The following is a 17,892-nucleotide window of genomic DNA, read 5'->3' as shown; positions in this document are numbered from 1 at the left end:
AATCCATGAGCCTCAAATATTTCTCTAGGCAAATGACCTTTCTCACTCATCTTAATAAAATTTTCTTTGAATTCTTTTGTATACGTAATGCCTTTTTCAGACACTGATTTAACACAGGTATTTTGTTTTAACTGTTCAATTTCTTCTGATGTAAATAACTTCTTGCTCATTTTTAATCCTCCAAAAACTATATACTTTCTATTCTATCAAAAAACCCTAGAGGGCAATGTCATTAAGTTAATAAATTAATGATCAAAATCTCCAAAAGGGAGGGGTACAAAAATGTACACCTCCCTTTTTTCTTGTAAAAAACACTTGACATAGAAGCAAAAATCTGTGGCGTAGCCTCTTAAATATATCTATTTAAGGAGGCTATCGCATGGCTAAGTATTCAACCAAGATCAAGCAAAAACTCATTCATATTATTAAGAAGATGAGTGGTAACCCAAAGGACTTTGTCCAAAATCCTGAGAAAGATTTTACTCGAAATCGTAAACTCTCATTTGAAAGTATGGTGAGTTTTATTCTCGCGATGAATGGCAATAGCCTTTATACAGAGTTAATGACTTATTTCAATTATGATGTGACAACTGCATCTACCTCTGCTTTTATCCAACAACGTAGTAAAATACGACCGGATGCATTTAAACATTTATTTCAACAGTTTACTGCCTCATACGATCAGTATAAATACTTTCGAGGATATCGACTTCTCGCTATTGATGGGTCAACGTTTAATATTGCACATAATCCTGATGATGAAAAAACGTACATTAAATCTTCAACGGCTAAAAAGGGCTATAACTCCCTTCATCTGAATACACTTTATGATTTAATGAATCGATTATATATCGATGCACAAATTCAACCGATTCGTGAATTAAATGAACGACAAGCACTGATTGAAATGGTCGGCAACTCTCCACTTAAAGATCCTGTGATTCTTGTTGCGGATCGGGGGTATGAAAGTTACAATACCTTCGCTCATATTCAAGAAAGAGGTTGGAAATACGTGATTCGTGTTAAAGATATCAAAAGTAAAAGTATGATCTCATCACTTAGTTTACCTCATACAGATGAATTTGATGAAACCATCCATTTAACCTTAACCCCAAAACAAACAAATGAAGTTAAAGCTAATCCCCATCGGTATAAATTCTTACCTCAAAATGTCCGCTTTGATTATTTTAAATTAAAGCAGACTGACTATTATGAACTTTCATTTCGTGTGGTACGATTCAAACTAACAGAAGATACTTACGAAACGCTGATCACCCATCTAAATCAAGAAGAGTTTTCAAAAGAAGCTTTAAAGGAATTATATGAAATGAGATGGGGAATTGAAACAGCATTTAGAGAACTAAAATATGCGATTGGTTTAATTCATCTCCATGCGAAGAAACGCTCATTTATTGAACAAGAACTATTCGCTAAACTAACCATGTATAATTTTTGTGAAATGATTACCTTAAATGTTGTCTTGACTAAGAAAGAGCGAAAATATAACTATCAAGTGAATTTCACTGTTGCGATTCATGTCTGTTGTCAATTTTTTAGATCGTCGAAGATTCCTGTAGAAGAACTTATTCAGAGAAACATACTACCGGTTCGAAAAGGCCGACGTAGTGAACGGAGAACCCGAGTTAAACCGAGTGTGAGTTTTATGTATCGAGTAGCTTAATCCTATTTAAAGGTGTCAAAAAAGCAGATGGAGGCTATCTGCTTTTTTGGCATGCCTTAAAGATGAGTTTTTAGTGCTTAACAGATCAAAAAAAAGGCATGGTGAAATTAAAATTGATTTCACGATGCCTTAAAAAATCCCAATGATACTTAACTAAATGACATTGCCCTAGAGGGTAGACTTTTTTCTTTGTCTACTCTCTAGGGTACATTTTAATTGGTGTAATAAGTTTTAAATATTAAATAACTAATGTTGATTAATTAAGTATCAATATAATCTACCAATAATCAATTTTCATCTAATTTTTTAGTAATTATAGCACTAGATATACATCCAGTATTTTTTCATATCTTCATAGTCTACTAACTTCTATATGTTTACTATGATATACAAATTTTATATTTTTATCTGAAAATGATTGTTACTATTATTCTAATAGTAAATCATCTCCACTGCTAAAAAAGTAGAGGTTGTAAAATAAAGTGTGTAAACTCTTAGAACTGTTACCATAATAAGTTAACTATTTTCGAAGGAGTTTATTGTTATGACAAGAAAAGCTGCAATGAATCAATTATTTAATCTTATTCAAGATGAATACGAAATTAAATCAGCAGGGGATATCGAAGCTGCTCTATTAGACATGTTTGGAAGTTTTATCGAAAAAGCATTAGAGGCTGAATTAGACCAACATCTTGGATACAGCCGTTACGATTTTCGAAACAAAGCCACTTCAAATACAAGAAATGGACGGAAACCTAAAACCGTTCAGACTCGACTCGGAGAAACAACCATCCAAGCTCCACGAGATCGAGAAGGTTCATTTGAGCCTCAAATCATTCCTAAGCGTCAAACGAATGTTATTGGAATTGAGGATAAAATTTTAGCGCTTTATGCGAAAGGCTTATCAACACGCGATATTTCTAAAGCTTTAGAAGAGATTTATGGCTTTGAAGCGTCACATGAAACGATTTCCAATGTTACGGATAAAATCATTCCGTTAATTCAAGATTGGCAAAAACGTCCCTTAGAAGCTGTCTATCCGATCATTTATTTAGATGCTCTTCATGTCAAAGTAAAGGACGGAGTAGGAGCCTCAACTAAAGCTGTTTATTGTATCATAGGCGTCTCTTTAGATGGTCGTAAAGACGTTTTAAGTCTCTCGATCGGAGAATCAGAAAGTGCCTCTTATTGGATGAGTTTATTAGATGAATTAAAGGCTCGTGGTGTGCAAGATATTTGTATCGCTTGTGTCGATGGTTTAAGTGGTTTTAAACAAGCCATTCAAGCTGTTTTTCCTCATGCGCTCGTTCAACGTTGCTTAGTTCATTTAATCCGACAATCAACCCAATTCGTTTCCTATCAAGATAGAAAATCATTCTGTTATGATTTAAAACAAATCTATCAAGCCATCAATCGGCAAGCTGCAGAACAAGCCTTTGAGACCTTTAAGGATAAATGGAATCCTAAGGTGCCTTTAGCCGTTAGAGTGTGGGAAAATAACATCGAAGAGATTTATCAACTGTTTCATTTCCCTCAAGAAATACGAAAAATAATCTACACCACAAACTCTATTGAAAGCTACAATAGTCAATTAAGAAAAGTTCTAAAAGGTAAAGGAGCTTTCCCAAATGAAATTTCTGTGATGAAATTAATCTATCTTCAAACCATAGAAGTCACGAAGAAATGGCAACGTCAACTTTCAAACTGGAGTCAAATATTAAATCAATTATTAATCTTATATCCCGATCGTTTAACACCCTTTATATAATTTTAAAAAATTAGTTTACACACTTAACTTGACAAGGTCTAAAAGTATATAGCAAGTGACTTTGCGATATTATAGATCAAAAAACTATATTTATTAATATAATTAAAGTTAAGTATTTTGTTGTTTAAAGGAGTCAACAATTACATTTAAAAGTATTATCTTTCTAAATTGGTTATAGCTTGATTCAAAGTTAAAAAGAATTTTTTGAAAAATTATATTTTAATCTTTTTAAGATTCTCGTCAAATAATGTTTACTTAAAATGGTTCTATAATATTTGGTGTTGCTGATGAACCAACGCCTTTTTTATGGCATAAAAAAAGAGACATCAAGTCTCTATCCTGTTACACTGTTATCGACCAAGAAAACAATAGAAAGGATAGATTCGATGTCTCACTCATATTTTACTAGAAAACTTTTAACTATTAAAGATAAAAATATTTACTTCCCACCAGATTATCTTAAAGAAGTAAATCTTAATGGTTTGACTAGCTTTATTTTTAAAGGGATTTTATCCTATCAACCTACTCATTGCGAGCGCTGCGGAACTCTTTTTGATTCTAAATTTAAAAAGCATAGATTCAAAACGTCTCGAATTGTGATCCCAAAAGTTTCGCTTCATGACACCTTTTTAGAGTTAAAGAAACAGCGCTACTACTGTGGGCATTCTCAGTCGACGTTCACTCTAAAAACATCTCTTGTTGAAAAGAATCGCTTGATTTCTTAACACCAAATATGCCATTGCGTTAGAAGCACAAAATAAAATCTCGGAGTCAGATATTGCCCGTCATCATCGAGTCTCTCATTCTACTGTCAATCGTATCATTCATAGCTTCTATGAATCTCAATCACTAAATTTTAATCATCTTCCAGAAAATCTTTGTTTTCATGAATTTAAATCCGTTAAGTCTGCTGTGGGTTCCCTAGTATGCGAAGCATAAATCCTCTACTGCTATGGAATGGGCATATGTCCTTCATCTTTTGTGATGCCGATACCAAACAAATCATCGATATCATTGAAGATCGTCGCTTAAGCTCCCTTCAAGCTTATTTCAAACGATATACCAAGGAAGCTCGTGAATGTGTTAAACATATTGTGATTGATATGTATGCCCCTTATATGAGTTTGATTAAGGATCTTTTTCATCAAGCGAAAATTATCCTTGATAAATTCCATCTCATTCAACATCTCTCTCTCATGCACTGAACAAAACTCGAATCCGATTCATGAAAAAGTTTAAACCACATGCTCGCAAATTCAAACGTTATTGGCGTTTATTTTTAAAGTCACACACCTTAACTTAACACCACGACTTATCGTTCCATTTACTGCTTTAAACAACCGATGCGTGAGATCGATATCCTAAACTTTTTACTTAATTTATCTCCTGAATTCCAAACTGCTTTTCAAACGTTTAAAACGTATCAATCTTATATTGAAAACACACTAACCACTTCATACACCAATGCTCCCATTGAAGGAATTAACAATAAAATTAAAGTCACTAAACGAATCGCTTTTGGCTATCGAAGCTTTTACCATTTTAAATCAAGAATTCTTATCACTCAAAACCTAACCAAACCCAAAGTAAAAATCCTAGCAGCATAACCACTAGGATTTCAATTTAAATCACTCATTGTAATAGGTCAAAAATTAATCAGCAACACTATTTGACAAAGAGCCTATTAATTTATTTATTATACTTTATTAATTATTCCATTTCATCTTCGTGATAAATTACTAAGCCTTCGAATTCGTCTGCATCTTCGCCAACTTCTGCATTACTTTCATCACTGTAGTCATCTTCTGCTTCTTCTTCGTCTACAAAATCATCGTTTTCATGTTTATCTGTAGCATCTTCTTTGTAAACAATCTCATCAAATCCATCTGGTGTGATTACTTCGATTTCTTCATCATCAAAGTCAATATCGTATGTATCGTAATTAGCAACTTCATATTTTTGACGAGATTTTAAATCCCATTTATCTTCACCTACAGTTACGAATTTACCGCTTAATGTTAAATCTGTATAGAACTGTGGTAACTTAGATTGGAATTCTTCATCTGTTAACCCCATGATTTCACATACTTCTTTAGCGATTTTCTCAAATTTTTGAGGTTTGATTTTACGTTGAATTAGTAATTCTGCTACTTCTAACATTGACATCTCTTCATTATGTGTTGTCATTTTAATTCCTCCTCTATTTAATTACATTCTTTCAGGTGCAGTTACACCGATTAATTGTAATGCATTCTTAATTGTAATTTCTAATGCTTTAATTAAAGCTAATTTTTCATTTGTTTTTTCAGTGTTTTCTTCGTTAATCACTTTTTCAGCATTATATAAGCTATGGAATGCTGTTGCTAAGTCATTAATATAGTTACAGATTAAATGTGGCTTACGTTTAGCAGCCGCATCTGCAACGACCATTGGGAATTCACCCATTAATTTAATAACTTCAAATTCTTTTTCGTGAGAAATAAATTCATACTCATCTTTCAATGCGACAGAGAAACCTTTTTCTTCTGCTTGTCTTAAAATTGAACATGTTCTAGCATGAGCATATTGTGCATAATAAACTGGATTTTCATTTGATTTTTTAGTCGCTAAATCTAAATCGAAGTCCATTTGTGTTTCTCCACTTCGCATCACGAAGAAATAACGAACAGCATCCACTCCTACTTCGTCAACTAAGTCACGAATCGTTACAGCTTTTCCTGTACGTTTTGACATCTTAAATTCTTCTCCGTCTTTAATTAGACGAACCATTTGGATAATATCAACTTCTAACTTATCAGCTTCATATCCTAAAGCTTGCATCGCTGCTTTAACACGTGCAATATATCCATGATGATCAGCTCCCCAAATATCAACCAGCTTATCATTTCCACGATTTAATTTTTCAATATGGTTAGCGATATCCGGTGTTAAATAAGTGTATGATCCATCAGATTTTCTTAAAACGCGATCTTTATCATCTCCAAAATCTGTTGAACGGAACCATACTGCCCCATCTTGCTCATAGATATATCCCTTTTCTTGTAATAAATCGATCGATTCTTTAACTAGATTTTTATCATAGATTGCTTTTTCACTAGTAAATAAATCAAATTCAACTCCAAACATCTCTAAATCTTTTTTAATTTTGTTTAATTCATAATCTAAAGAAATTTGACGAATTAAATCATAATTTTCATCTAACTTATCTACAAACTGATCCTGATATTTTTCAGCCATCATTTTTCCTAATGAAATGATGTCAGGACCATGATATCCATCTTCAGGCATTTGAGCCTCTTTACCTAAAGCCTGTAAATAACGAGCATAGGCTGAAATCACAAGATTGTGAATTTGGTTTCCTGCGTCATTTACATAGTATTCACGTGTTACATCATAACCAGCCGTTGATAAAATACGGCATAATGAATCACCTAACGCAGCACCACGTGCATGTCCTAAATGTAAATCTCCTGTAGGGTTAGCAGAAACATACTCTACATTATACTTTAATGAATTTCCGGAGTTACTTTTACCAAAGTCAGCTCCTAGTTCAATAATATTTTTAATAGATTTAGTAAATGCATTTTTATTCATAAAAAAGTTAATAAATCCAGGTCCAGCAATTTCAACTTTCTCGACATTTGCATTTTCATTGTTAAAGTTATTTAATAGTTCCTCTGCGATCATACGTGGATTTTTTCTTGCCAATTTAGTTAATTGCATCGCAACATTTGTAGAATAATCCCCATGACTAACATCTTTTGAATTTTCTAAAATAATATTAAATTCATCATTTGCTTGAATATAGCCACATTTTACTACAGCTTCTTTAATTTCTTTTCTTAAATTATCTTTTAATGTTTGGATCATATATATTAAATGTCCTCCTTATTAAATTGAATTATTAATTTATAATTCCCAGACCTTTCACCTGATACAAATAAATCATAATCTAACGTTAACCGAATATTTGTATCATTTTCTTGTAACATATAACAATGTGTTTTGGCTTCACTATCTAACTGTCCATAAATCGTCTTAATATAGCCTAGTAGAGAATGCCCAATTTTATATGTTTGATCTATAATAACCTGTCCATCACGTCGAACTCGAATTTCTTCTTTATTAAATTCAATTCTACACTTTGTAATTGAATTATCCTCAAAATTTGTCTCATTGAAAAATAAATAATACTTTTCATCTTTTTTATAAAGAATTCCTGAGGTATCATAATTAGTTTCTGTTACATCAAGTCCTTGAGTAACCTTCATAGAAAAACTAACTAATCCAGATATTTTATTCATACTCATTTTACCATCATCCATAATGTGTAATTTTATCTACTAATTATAGCACAATTTATTTTATCGATTCTATATGATTATTGCAATAACTTTATAAATATATACGAGATAATCCACCTTTTAACATTCAAATAGTAAATCATTAACAATTAATTATCAAATTGCTAATATTAAATTCTAAAGAATCTTTTTATATTTAGTGGCTTTAACTATACCTAATCTAGTAGCTTAGACTATCTAAATTTAACTATTAATCGAAGTCTTTTACAAAAAGCCAATAATCTTCAGTTTCTGATGAATTGTCAATAAATGATTTATCCACAAGATCTACCTAAAAAAGCAACGAAAAAATCGTTGCTTTTTTGCATCAAAATACTTATATGCTTTATTTATTAATCTAAAATAAAACTTTTGATTTTAGAATTCTGCATTTTTAGGTGTACGTGGGAATGGAATAACATCACGAATATTTTCTACTCCAGTAATGTACATAATCATACGCTCAAATCCTAATCCAAATCCTGCATGTTTAACTCCACCGTAGCGACGTAAATCTAGGTACCAATCTAATTCGTCTTTTGGTACACCAATCTCGTCCATACGCTGCTCTAAAATCTCTAAACGCTCTTCACGTTGTGAACCACCGATTAATTCTCCAACACCTGGTACTAAAAGATCCATTGCAGCCACTGTTTTTTGATCATCATTTAAACGCATGTAGAATGCTTTAATATCTTTTGGATAATCTGTTACAAAGACTGGTGCTTTAAATACTTCATCCGTTAGATAACGTTCATGTTCTGTTGATAAGTCAATTCCCCATAATACAGGATTTTCGAATTTTTTATCTGCTTGTAATAAAATTTCGATAGCTTCTGTATATGGAAGACGTTTGAATTCAGAAGCTGCCACTGCTTTAATACGATCTAAGACTCCTTTGCTCACAAATTGATCAAAGAATGCCATTTCTTCTGGAGCATGTTCTAATACATAGTTAATAACGTATTTAACCATACCTTCTGCTAAATCCATATCATCCTGTAAATCAGCAAATGCGATTTCCGGTTCAATCATCCAAAACTCAGCAGCATGACGTTGTGTATTAGAGTTTTCTGCGCGGAATGTTGGTCCAAATGTATAAACATCACGTAAAGCTAATGCAAATGTTTCGGCTTCTAATTGTCCAGACACTGTTAAGTTCGTTGATTTAGCAAAGAAATCTTGTTTAAAATCAACAGCTCCTTCTTCTGTACGTGGTACGTTATTAAAGTCGAGTGTTGTCACTTGGAACATCTCACCAGCACCTTCTGCATCTGATCCAGTAATGATTGGTGTATGAACGTAAACAAAGTTTTTCTCTTGGAAATAGCTGTGAATAGCATGTGCAACTAAAGAACGTACACGAAATACTGCTGAAAATAAGTTTGTACGTGGACGTAAATGTGCAACTTCGCGTAAAAATTCTTTTGTATGACGCTTAGGTTGAATTGGATAGTTTTCCGGACAGTCTCCTTCTAAAATAACTTCCTGTGCCTTAATTTCGAATGGTTGTTTTGCGTTTGGAGTAGGAAGAACTAATCCGCGAACTGTAATCGCAGATCCAACACGGAACTTTTGAACTTCTTTAAAGTTTTCTAAGTTTTCTTCATATACAACTTGAATCGTTTCAAAGAACGATCCATCATTCACCATTAAAAATCCAAATGATTTTTGAGCTCGATTATTACGAACCCATCCATTTAATTCAACCACTTGATTAGCATAACGATCTAAGTTTCTAAATAATTGACGTACAACGATTTTTTCCATTAATGTATCCTCCTTTTAACTACTTTAAATTTTTTGTTGATTTAAATCTTATCCACAAAATTAACTTTTTATAAGCTTAATTTTAGTGATTAAAAAAATGTTTTTGTGGATAACTCATTCATAGTCTCTACTCATTTTTATAATAAGACAAAAGATAATGATGTTATTAATGATTTTATAACAACAAAAAAACAGTCTTCGCCCAAAAAGGGACGAATGACTGTTGATCCGCGGTACCACCCTAGTTTAAGAAGCTAACGTTCTTACCCTTTTCCTTTAACGCAGGATTTACGACTTAGTCTACTCGCACTTTTAATGTTGCTTTCGGTAAGTAACTCCAAGGTGTTCTTCACTTTTAACGCTGTATCAGGCTTCCACCATCCCCGACTCGCTATATCATAATTAAAAGCTACTCTCCTTTTCAACGTAAGTATTTACTTACTTAAGATATTATACTGTAAGTGATTATTAGTCAATAATTATCCCCAGAATTGTAAAAAAAACTAATTGTATACTTTTGATATTTTTACTCTCTTACTATTAGTGCGTTGTGAACAACTATAACACATTGTTCTATAATTAGAAGTTTAACTTTATTCATTGCACATATTGTAGAAGATTGTTGATTTTAATAAAGATTAGTTTAGATCTTTATTATTTATTTTTGTCGAATTATTTGTTTTATTATTTTATTAAATTTTGTATCAATTCGTCAGATTATACGGATTCATGAATCGCCCATTAAGACGTATAATGAGTTTATTAAATTATGTTATAATAGCTCATTATATCTAAAATAAAAGGAGTTTTTTTATGGGAATTATATTAGCTTCTCAATCACCAAGAAGAAAAGAATTATTGGAATTAGCAGAAATAGAGCATCGCATTGTTGTTAGTGAAGTTGAAGAGTTACTAGATAAGGATTTAGATGTAGCGGGACAAGTTCAAGATCTAGCCATTCAAAAAGCGTGTAAAGTAGCTGAATTATATCCACAAGAAACAATTATAGGTGCCGATACTATTGTCGTTTTAGATGGAAAAATACTAGGAAAACCTAAAGATGAACAAGATGCATTTAATACATTAAAAGCTTTGTCAGGACGCATTCATCAGGTAATGACTGGTGTGAGTATTATTAATAAAGAAAAAGAATTAATCACAAGCTTTGTTAATATTACAGAAGTAGAATTCTATTTTGTGACTGATGAATGGATTTTAAATTATATCAGCAGTGGAGAACCGATGGATAAAGCAGGATCATATGGTATTCAGGGAAAAGGATTTGAATTAGTTAAATCTATTTCTGGGGATTACTATAGCGTAATGGGATTACCAATTGCACAATTAAAACGAACATTAACGCATTTAAATTTAATTTAAGCAGGTCGATTTGATCTGTTTTTTTTATAGTTAATATATTATTTATTTAATAATAACTTTAATAATAACTGTTGTTGATAGTGTGGATAAATGTCTGAAAGTGTCGATTTTTCAATCTTTTTCACTGTGTATATCTTGTTGATAAGATGAGGATAACTGTCGAATATTGTCCACAAAGGTGTGAATTTGTTGTAGATAATTGATTCAAGATGTCAGATTTTGTTCATCTTCATTTTTTAGTTTTCGACAAGATTATTAAAATTTTGTTTTTATATAATCATTTATAACACTAATCTTAGATTGAAGTTGTTGGTTAGAAGAAAGAGATCCTTAATGAGTTAAATCAGATTCTAATAGCTTACATTTCAAATTAATAAAATAGTACAAAAGATAACTTGATGGGATTATATCTCAGTAAGTAGTAATATAAACATACAAATACTGTTATTAAATTAACTAAGTAATATCACTCAAAAGTTCATACTTTTTATGAAAATAATCTTTTTAATTATTAATATCGTAATATCGACTTATATGAATTATTTCACTATTTTAACTAATTGTTTAAAATACTGTTGTTTTTAGCAGCATATTTTTTTCATGAAGACCCAATTATTTTACTTATAGAGTTAACATAAATATTTTGAGATCTTTATTTTTGTGTAAAGAATAATAAAAATAGCTAGATTATTTATGATTCCATTCATATTAGTAACGCAACATACGATAGATTTAAAATTAGCTTTATATCATTTATAGTAGAGGGGGTGACATAATTATATATATTTATTTATATATAATAACCATAACAATAATAACTTTTGTGGATAATGGGGATAAATGTTTAAAAATGTCGATTTTATGATGTTTTCAGGTGTGTATATCTTGTGCATAAGATAGGGATAACTGTCGAATATTGTCCACAAAGATGTGAATTTGTTGTAGATAAGGAGTTTTTTTGTCGAATAAAAAGGACTAGATTTAAACTAATCTAGTCCTTTGTTTTTATTTACCTAAACAGAATTTGCTAAACAGCTCATCGAGTAGGGAATCTCCAATTTCTTCTCCTAAAATCTCTCCAAGTGAATACCAAGCATTTTTAATATCAATTTCAACCATATCCACAAGCATTCCTAAATTCATTGCATTAATAGCATCTTCGATAGAAGTAATCGCTTGTTTCAATTTTGCGATATGTCGAGCATTTGATAGATAAGTCATATCTGTTGAGCCAATATCTCCAATCTCAAACATTTTTTTAATCGTATCCTCTAAGACTTCAATTCCACGTTCAAGAACCATTGATGTTTCAACGAATGAAGGAAGTTCATCTATTTCGATACGTGTTTCTAAGTCTGTTTTGTTTAAAATAATAATACGATTTTTGTTCGCTGTTAAGTTTAATAATTCGCGATCATCTGGAGTTAAAGCTTCATTATTATTTAAAACAAGTAAAACTAATTCTGCTTCATCAATTAATTTCTTAGATTTTTCAACCCCAATAGCTTCAACAATATCTTGGGTTTCCCTAATTCCTGCCGTATCAATTAAATTTAACGTTAATCCTCCGATATTAATGTAACCCTCAACAGTATCACGTGTAGTTCCAGCAATATTAGTTACAATAGCTTTTTCTTCACGCATTAATTGATTTAATAAGCTTGATTTTCCTACATTAGGTCTACCAATAATCGCTGTTTTAATACCATCTCGAAGAATTTTTCCCGTTTGGGCAGTATCGAGTAATTTTAACATTTTTTCATGGATTTCTATCGAGCGAGGAAGTAAAAGATCGTTTGTCATTTCTTCCACATCATCGTATTCTGGATAATCAATATTTACCTCAATATTAGCGACGATATTTAAAATTTCTTCGCGCATCTCCTTGATTAGACGAGAAACACGTCCATCTAATCCATTTAAAGCTAGAGCTAGTGACTGCTCACTTTTGGCGTGGATAATATCCATAATCGATTCAGCCTGCGCTAAGTCAATACGTCCATTTAAGAATGCGCGTTTTGTAAACTCTCCTGGTTCAGCAATACGTGCACCGGCTACTAACAGTAGCTCAAGAATTTTATTCGTAACTAAAATTCCACCATGACAGTTAATTTCAATTACATCTTCAGCAGTAAATGTTTTTGGAGCTCTCATGACCGAGACAAGTACTTCATCTATTTTTTTATTTGTTTCTGGATCATATATATAACCATAGTTGATTGTATGGCTTGGAACAGTTGCTAAATTTTTACCACGGAATAATTTGCTGACAATTGAAATTGAATCATCTCCACTCACACGGATGATAGATATGGCACCTTCACCCATAGCAGTTGCAATTCCGGCAATTGTGTCTTGTAACATTTGGACACCTCCATTACAGTTATGTTAATTTTTAATATGATTTATTCGAAATATATTTATTTTAACATCTTCCTTAAAAAAACGTCAAAATAGACCTCTTACTAGAGGTCTATTTACTTTTTATATTTTATAACAATGTATCGATCAGGATCGACACCCTCAGATACAGTTTTAATATGCTTCCAATCGGATAAAGTTTGATGAATTAATCGGCGATCATAGGCATTCATAGCATCAAGTTTTACATCGATTTTAGTCTGTGTAACTTCTTTAGCAATTTTACGAGCGAAGTACTCAAGCTTTTGATTTTGCTGTTGTTTATAGCCGTTAATATCCACAAGAACTTTTAAATGATTTTTGGTATATTGATTGACGACTTGGCTAGTTAACGTTTGAATCGCTTGAAGCGTTTTTCCTTCACGTCCAATAATCATTCCGTTATTATTGCTGTTTATGTTAAATGTCACGAGTTTTTTAGTAGACTGTACTTCAATCGTTCCTTCTAAGCATAAATCATTTAGTAATTGAAGAAGATACTTCTTTCCCTCTTCAATGGGATCAAGATTTAGCCTAACTTCAGCTTTAATATAGGCTCCAATTCGGAATATTCCTTTCTTTTCTTCTAAGACATGAATCACTAAGTGTTGTTGGTCGTGATGAAAATGATTCTGTGCTGCCACAATGATATCATCCATAACTTTTCCTTCGAAGATTTTGGATTTCATTTTAATCACTTCTTTCTTAAAAATATATCCGACTAACGTTTAAATTCATGCTATGATTTTTCTGATTAGTTATTCCAAGTTAGATGATCGATAGATTCTAAATCAATATAATTTTTATTTTGGGATAATATCCATTTTTTTATATAATTGTTCTAATTTATCTTTAAATGTTAAATAATCTAAATCTTTTACACCTTTACGAGCAATGACGAAATAATCGTAGTTTGGATTCATTTCATGCTTATGCTCAGTTGTTACATTACGAATATAGCGTTTAATCTTGTTACGTTCAACAGCTTTTCCAATTTTCTTTCCAACTGAAATAGCGATTCTAAAGTTGTCATTATCTTGTTTGACATACTTATAAACAATAAAATAAGGATTTGCTTTAGAGCGTCCTTTTTTCATGACTTGTTCAATTTCTTGACTTTTTTTAATTCTATACTTTTTTTGCATGTTCTCACCCGCTATATTTTTTTAGCTAGTAAAAAGACCACTTTAAAGAGTGGTCTTATGCACATAACACTTTTCTACCTTTTTTACGACGACGAGCTAAAACATTGCGTCCTCCTGGTGTTGCCATACGAGCGCGGAAACCATGAGTTTTTGCACGTTTACGTTTGTTTGGTTGCCAAGTACGTTTCATCTATAACACCTCCTAAGAGTTTTATACCATAGCATAGTTCAATATTATAGTGAATCCTAACTATAAAGTCAATCATTACTTTTTGGATATATGTGTATGCACAAGTTATCCACTGTGGATATGTGATTAAGAAGAAGTTATCCCCGATTATAAAACTTCATTCCACAATATTATTCACAATTCGACAAGTTGTTTACACTCTACTTTGTGGATAATGGGGATAATTATGATAAACGTTGATATGACGATGTATTAAGCTGTTAATTATCCACTGTGGATTGTCGAAAAGTGTAGGACTTTGTTGGACTACACCACATATCCACAGTCATGTTTATAACTTTTTGTTGATTTTTTGAACATTGTGGACTTTTTTAAGATTTTGTTATGCTATAATGTTGATAGAAGAGACTTTAGGATGAGGTGTATGCGGTGGAAAAATATCAACGAATATGGGATGATGCTATTGATCGACTAAAATCTAATATTTCTCAACAATCTTTTGATATGTTCTTTAGTACTCCTAAAAAAGTATATAAAGTTAAAAATAATAAAATGTACGTTGTTGTTCAAAATAATCATGAACAATTTATGTTAGATAAATTTTATTTAAAAGAGGTAGTTGAAATGATTTCGGAAGTATCAGGATTCAACTACGATGTTAAATTTATTACAAATGATTATGTCAAAAATGATCAACACGCTTTTGATTTAACTAAACCTGATCCGAATCTTCCAAAATATTATCGAGGGAATTTAAATACTACTTATACATTTGATCGTTTTGTGGCAGGAAAAAGTAATCGTTTAGCTTACATGATTGCTTTGCAGGTCGCGGAACGCCCGGGTGAGGTTGCTAATCCCCTTTATATTTTTGGTGGGGTAGGTCTAGGAAAGACGCATTTAATGCAAGCGATTGGGAATTTTATTTTAGATGATAATCCATCATCTCGCATTTTATATTGTACGTCTGAGAAATTTATCGACGATTATCGCCATGCAACATTAGACAATAATTTTGAGGCATTTAAAGAAAAATATCGTAATATTGATGTTTTATTAATTGATGATATTCAATTTTTATCTAAAAAAGAACAAACACAAACCGAATTTTTCAATACATTTAATGAACTTTATAATAACAATAAACAGATTGTCATTACTTCGGATCGCCCAGCATCAGATTTAAAAGATATTATGGATCGTTTAACATCACGTTTTGAATGGGGACTACAGGCGGATATTCAAATTCCAGATACACAAACACGTATTGAAATTATGAAGAAAAAGTTAGCGGGAGAAAATATAAATTTAGAGGAGTTTCCAGAAGAAGTTTTAGAGTTTATTGCAAGTAAATTTAATAGCAATGTTCGTACATTAGAAGGGGCCTTAAAGCGATTAATTTTTTATGCAACCATCAATAATTCAGATTTTACTATTGAATTAGCGAATGAAGCTTTAAGAGACTTATTTAGAGCAGAACAGAAAAATTCAAAAGTAGATGTTAATAATATTATTAAAGAAGTCGGGGCGTACTATGATGTGTCAGTTGCTGACATTTTATCAAAAAAACGCAAGAAAAATATCGCATATGCACGTCAAGTAGCGATGTTTTTAACTCGTGAGTTAACAGGAAGTTCATTTCCTAAAATTGGGGAAGCTTTTAGTGGACGTGATCATACAACCATTATGCACGGTTGCGAAAAGATAGAAAAAGAGCTTAAAGAAAACGATGAACTTAAAAAAGCGATTAGCGATTTAAAACAAATTCTCTCTTAACTTATAAACAGGTAAGTGGAGATTGACAGATAGGTTATCTACAATCTATCCACAAGTTATCCACAGGTCTAAAAGACTCAGCTTATGCTGTTTTTAGTCATTATCCCCTATATCCACAAAAATTATTACTAAAACGATTATAAAAAAGCTATAATATATAACTATATAGGAGTGATTAATTTGAAAATTAAAGTTGACCGTCAATTATTATTAACCCAACTGTCGTATATTAGCAAAGCAATTCCTTCAAAAACACCATTACCAATTTTAACGGGAATTAAATTTGTAGTTTCAGAAGAAGGTCTTTATTTAACAACAAGTGATTCAGATATTACAATTAATACGTTTTTACCACTAGAGGTAAATGATACACAAGTGATTCAAATTGACTCAGTCGGATCAATTATTATTCCAGGAAAATACTTTATCGAAATTATTAAAAAATTAAATGGTGATAATATCGAGATTAGTACATTTGAAGGAAACTATGTCACAATCAAATGTGGGCGAAGTGAGTATACATTAAATGGTTTTGATGTTTCTCAATATCCAAATATTGAACTCATTAAAAACGATGATCCAATTCATTTAGAAAAACAATTACTAAAAACAATTATTCGTCAAACAGTTTTCTCAACAGCTAGTAGTGAAAATCGCCCAGTTTTAACAGGTGTAAACTTCCGTTACGATGCTGATGAATTAATGTGTGTTGCAACAGACAGTTTCCGATTATCTAAAAAGACTATTTTATTAAATAAGTTACATGATCCATTCAATATTGTCATCCCAGGGCGTAGCTTGATTGAATTATCAAAAATATTAGATGATTCTCATGAATCAGTAGATGTTTATTTATCAAATAATCAAATCTTATTCCAAATTGGAAACATTTCATTCCAATCACGTTTATTAGATGGAATTTATCCTGAGACAAAAGAATTTGTTCCAACAACATTCGGTATTGAGATTAAAGCAAATTATCATGAATTGTATAATGCATTTGATCGAGCAGCTTTAATTGCACGTGATCAAGTTTCAAATGTTGTAAAATTAAATATCTTACCTGAGGAAGGGAAGTTATTAATCACAGCTAACTCTCCTGAAGTTGGAAAAGTTGAAGAAGAAGTTCAAGTGGAGATGTTATCTGGAGGAGAATTACGTATTGCATGTAGCGCATTATTTATCATTGATGCGTTAAAAGCAATCAATAACTCTGATGTAATTATGAGTTTTAATGGAGATATGCGTCCTTTCATTTTACGTGATCAATACGATGAAACAACAATTCAGTTAATTGTACCTGTCCGTATGGAATAAAAGAGAGCCGTTTGGCTCTTTTTTTTGTGGATAAGTGGACAGTTATACACAAGGTATCTTGAGTATTTCGATCATTTTTGATAAAAAATGATGAATTTCGTTGTTAGATTCAATCGAACTTT

General features: G+C 31.6%; 18 protein-coding genes and 1 other annotated feature (1 of these 19 only partly in view). Of the genes, 9 read left to right on the top strand and 9 right to left on the bottom strand.

Annotated features, from left to right (window positions below):
* Nucleotides 1-170 (bottom strand): IS3 family transposase gene (locus JRC48_RS10155; protein ID WP_370630355.1); it reaches 1,155 nt to the left of the window's first position. Within the gene, nt 1-170 belong to an annotated coding region that runs on past the window's edge; the region does not span the whole gene.
* A gap of 209 nt (nt 171-379) precedes the next feature.
* Here JRC48_RS10155 and JRC48_RS10150 point away from each other — a divergent pair.
* The 6 genes from JRC48_RS10150 to JRC48_RS10130 all read left to right on the top strand — a co-directional run bounded on the left by JRC48_RS10150 (nt 380) and on the right by JRC48_RS10130 (nt 5,056).
* Nucleotides 380-1,681, top strand: coding sequence for an IS4 family transposase (locus JRC48_RS10150; protein ID WP_235069445.1), 1,302 nt, complete (start codon nt 380-382; stop codon nt 1,679-1,681).
* A gap of 544 nt (nt 1,682-2,225) precedes the next feature.
* Nucleotides 2,226-3,449, top strand: coding sequence for an IS256 family transposase (locus JRC48_RS10145; RefSeq protein ID WP_235069444.1), 1,224 nt, complete (start codon nt 2,226-2,228; stop codon nt 3,447-3,449).
* A gap of 386 nt (nt 3,450-3,835) precedes the next feature.
* The gene (locus JRC48_RS10140; RefSeq protein ID WP_235069443.1) at nt 3,836-4,174 is read left to right on the top strand and encodes a transposase family protein; all 339 of its coding nucleotides are present in this window, start codon (nt 3,836-3,838) and stop codon (nt 4,172-4,174) included.
* Nucleotides 4,175-4,187: 13 nt separating this feature from the next.
* Complete coding sequence (locus tag JRC48_RS12800) at nt 4,188-4,388, top strand: helix-turn-helix domain-containing protein (RefSeq protein ID WP_370630402.1); 201 nt, start codon at nt 4,188-4,190, stop codon at nt 4,386-4,388.
* Nucleotides 4,376-4,654, top strand: a complete 279-nt coding sequence (locus JRC48_RS10135; RefSeq protein ID WP_235069442.1) for a transposase — start codon at nt 4,376-4,378, stop codon at nt 4,652-4,654. The genes JRC48_RS12800 and JRC48_RS10135 overlap by 13 nt, the downstream gene beginning before the upstream one ends.
* Before the next feature lie 138 nt (nt 4,655-4,792).
* Entirely contained in the window at nt 4,793-5,056 is a 264-nt protein-coding gene (locus JRC48_RS10130; RefSeq protein WP_235069441.1) for a transposase, read from the top strand.
* Nucleotides 5,057-5,159: 103 nt separating this feature from the next.
* Here the strand turns inward: JRC48_RS10130 and rpoE are convergent, their stop codons facing one another.
* From rpoE to asnS, 4 genes are all read right to left on the bottom strand, one after another.
* Nucleotides 5,160-5,636, bottom strand: coding sequence for a DNA-directed RNA polymerase subunit delta (gene rpoE, locus JRC48_RS10125; RefSeq protein WP_235069440.1), 477 nt, complete (start codon nt 5,634-5,636; stop codon nt 5,160-5,162).
* Between the two features lie 21 nt (nt 5,637-5,657).
* A complete protein-coding gene (argS, locus tag JRC48_RS10120) occupies nt 5,658-7,319 on the bottom strand; it encodes an arginine--tRNA ligase (protein ID WP_304941317.1) in 1,662 nt (553 codons plus the stop codon).
* Between the two features lie 5 nt (nt 7,320-7,324).
* Nucleotides 7,325-7,759: a DUF1934 domain-containing protein gene (locus JRC48_RS10115; protein WP_235069439.1), complete on the bottom strand. Its 435-nt coding sequence runs from the start codon at nt 7,757-7,759 to the stop codon at nt 7,325-7,327.
* A gap of 411 nt (nt 7,760-8,170) precedes the next feature.
* Nucleotides 8,171-9,562: an asparagine--tRNA ligase gene (gene asnS, locus JRC48_RS10110; RefSeq protein ID WP_235069438.1), complete on the bottom strand. Its 1,392-nt coding sequence runs from the start codon at nt 9,560-9,562 to the stop codon at nt 8,171-8,173.
* A gap of 205 nt (nt 9,563-9,767) precedes the next feature.
* Nucleotides 9,768-9,996, bottom strand: a binding site (T-box leader).
* Nucleotides 9,997-10,375: 379 nt separating this feature from the next.
* On the opposite strand from asnS, the gene JRC48_RS10105 reads away from it, so the two are divergent.
* Nucleotides 10,376-10,942, top strand: a complete 567-nt coding sequence (locus JRC48_RS10105; RefSeq protein WP_235069437.1) for a nucleoside triphosphate pyrophosphatase — start codon at nt 10,376-10,378, stop codon at nt 10,940-10,942.
* Nucleotides 10,943-11,947: 1,005 nt separating this feature from the next.
* On the opposite strand, the gene mnmE is transcribed toward JRC48_RS10105, so the two are convergent.
* From mnmE to rpmH, 4 genes are all read right to left on the bottom strand, one after another.
* Entirely contained in the window at nt 11,948-13,306 is a 1,359-nt protein-coding gene (gene mnmE / locus JRC48_RS10100; protein ID WP_235069436.1) for a tRNA uridine-5-carboxymethylaminomethyl(34) synthesis GTPase MnmE, read from the bottom strand.
* A gap of 113 nt (nt 13,307-13,419) precedes the next feature.
* Nucleotides 13,420-14,031, bottom strand: coding sequence for an RNA-binding cell elongation regulator Jag/EloR (jag, locus tag JRC48_RS10095; protein WP_235069435.1), 612 nt, complete (start codon nt 14,029-14,031; stop codon nt 13,420-13,422).
* 114 nt (nt 14,032-14,145) lie between these two features.
* A complete protein-coding gene (gene rnpA / locus JRC48_RS10090; RefSeq protein WP_235069434.1) occupies nt 14,146-14,487 on the bottom strand; it encodes a ribonuclease P protein component in 342 nt (113 codons plus the stop codon).
* 55 nt (nt 14,488-14,542) lie between these two features.
* On the bottom strand, nt 14,543-14,677 hold the full coding sequence (rpmH, locus tag JRC48_RS10085) for a 50S ribosomal protein L34 (RefSeq protein ID WP_006784010.1): 135 nt from the start codon (nt 14,675-14,677) through the stop codon (nt 14,543-14,545).
* 429 nt (nt 14,678-15,106) lie between these two features.
* Here rpmH and dnaA point away from each other — a divergent pair, with 429 nt between their 5' ends.
* Together dnaA and dnaN are read left to right on the top strand one after the other, a co-directional pair.
* Nucleotides 15,107-16,453 carry a chromosomal replication initiator protein DnaA gene (gene dnaA / locus JRC48_RS10080; protein ID WP_235069433.1) on the top strand — a complete coding sequence of 449 codons (1,347 nt, stop codon included), beginning with the start codon at nt 15,107-15,109 and terminating at the stop codon, nt 16,451-16,453.
* A gap of 180 nt (nt 16,454-16,633) precedes the next feature.
* Nucleotides 16,634-17,770, top strand: a complete 1,137-nt coding sequence (gene dnaN, locus JRC48_RS10075) for a DNA polymerase III subunit beta (RefSeq protein WP_235069432.1) — start codon at nt 16,634-16,636, stop codon at nt 17,768-17,770.
* Nucleotides 17,771-17,892: the final 122 nt, after the last annotated feature.

Origin of the sequence: Turicibacter sp. TJ11, assembly GCF_021497505.1 — a bacterium.
Lineage (GTDB): Bacteria > Bacillota_I > Bacilli_A > MOL361 > Turicibacteraceae > Turicibacter.
The sequence above is the reverse complement of the archived record's forward strand: the minus strand, read 5'-3'. Positions and strand labels throughout refer to the sequence as shown.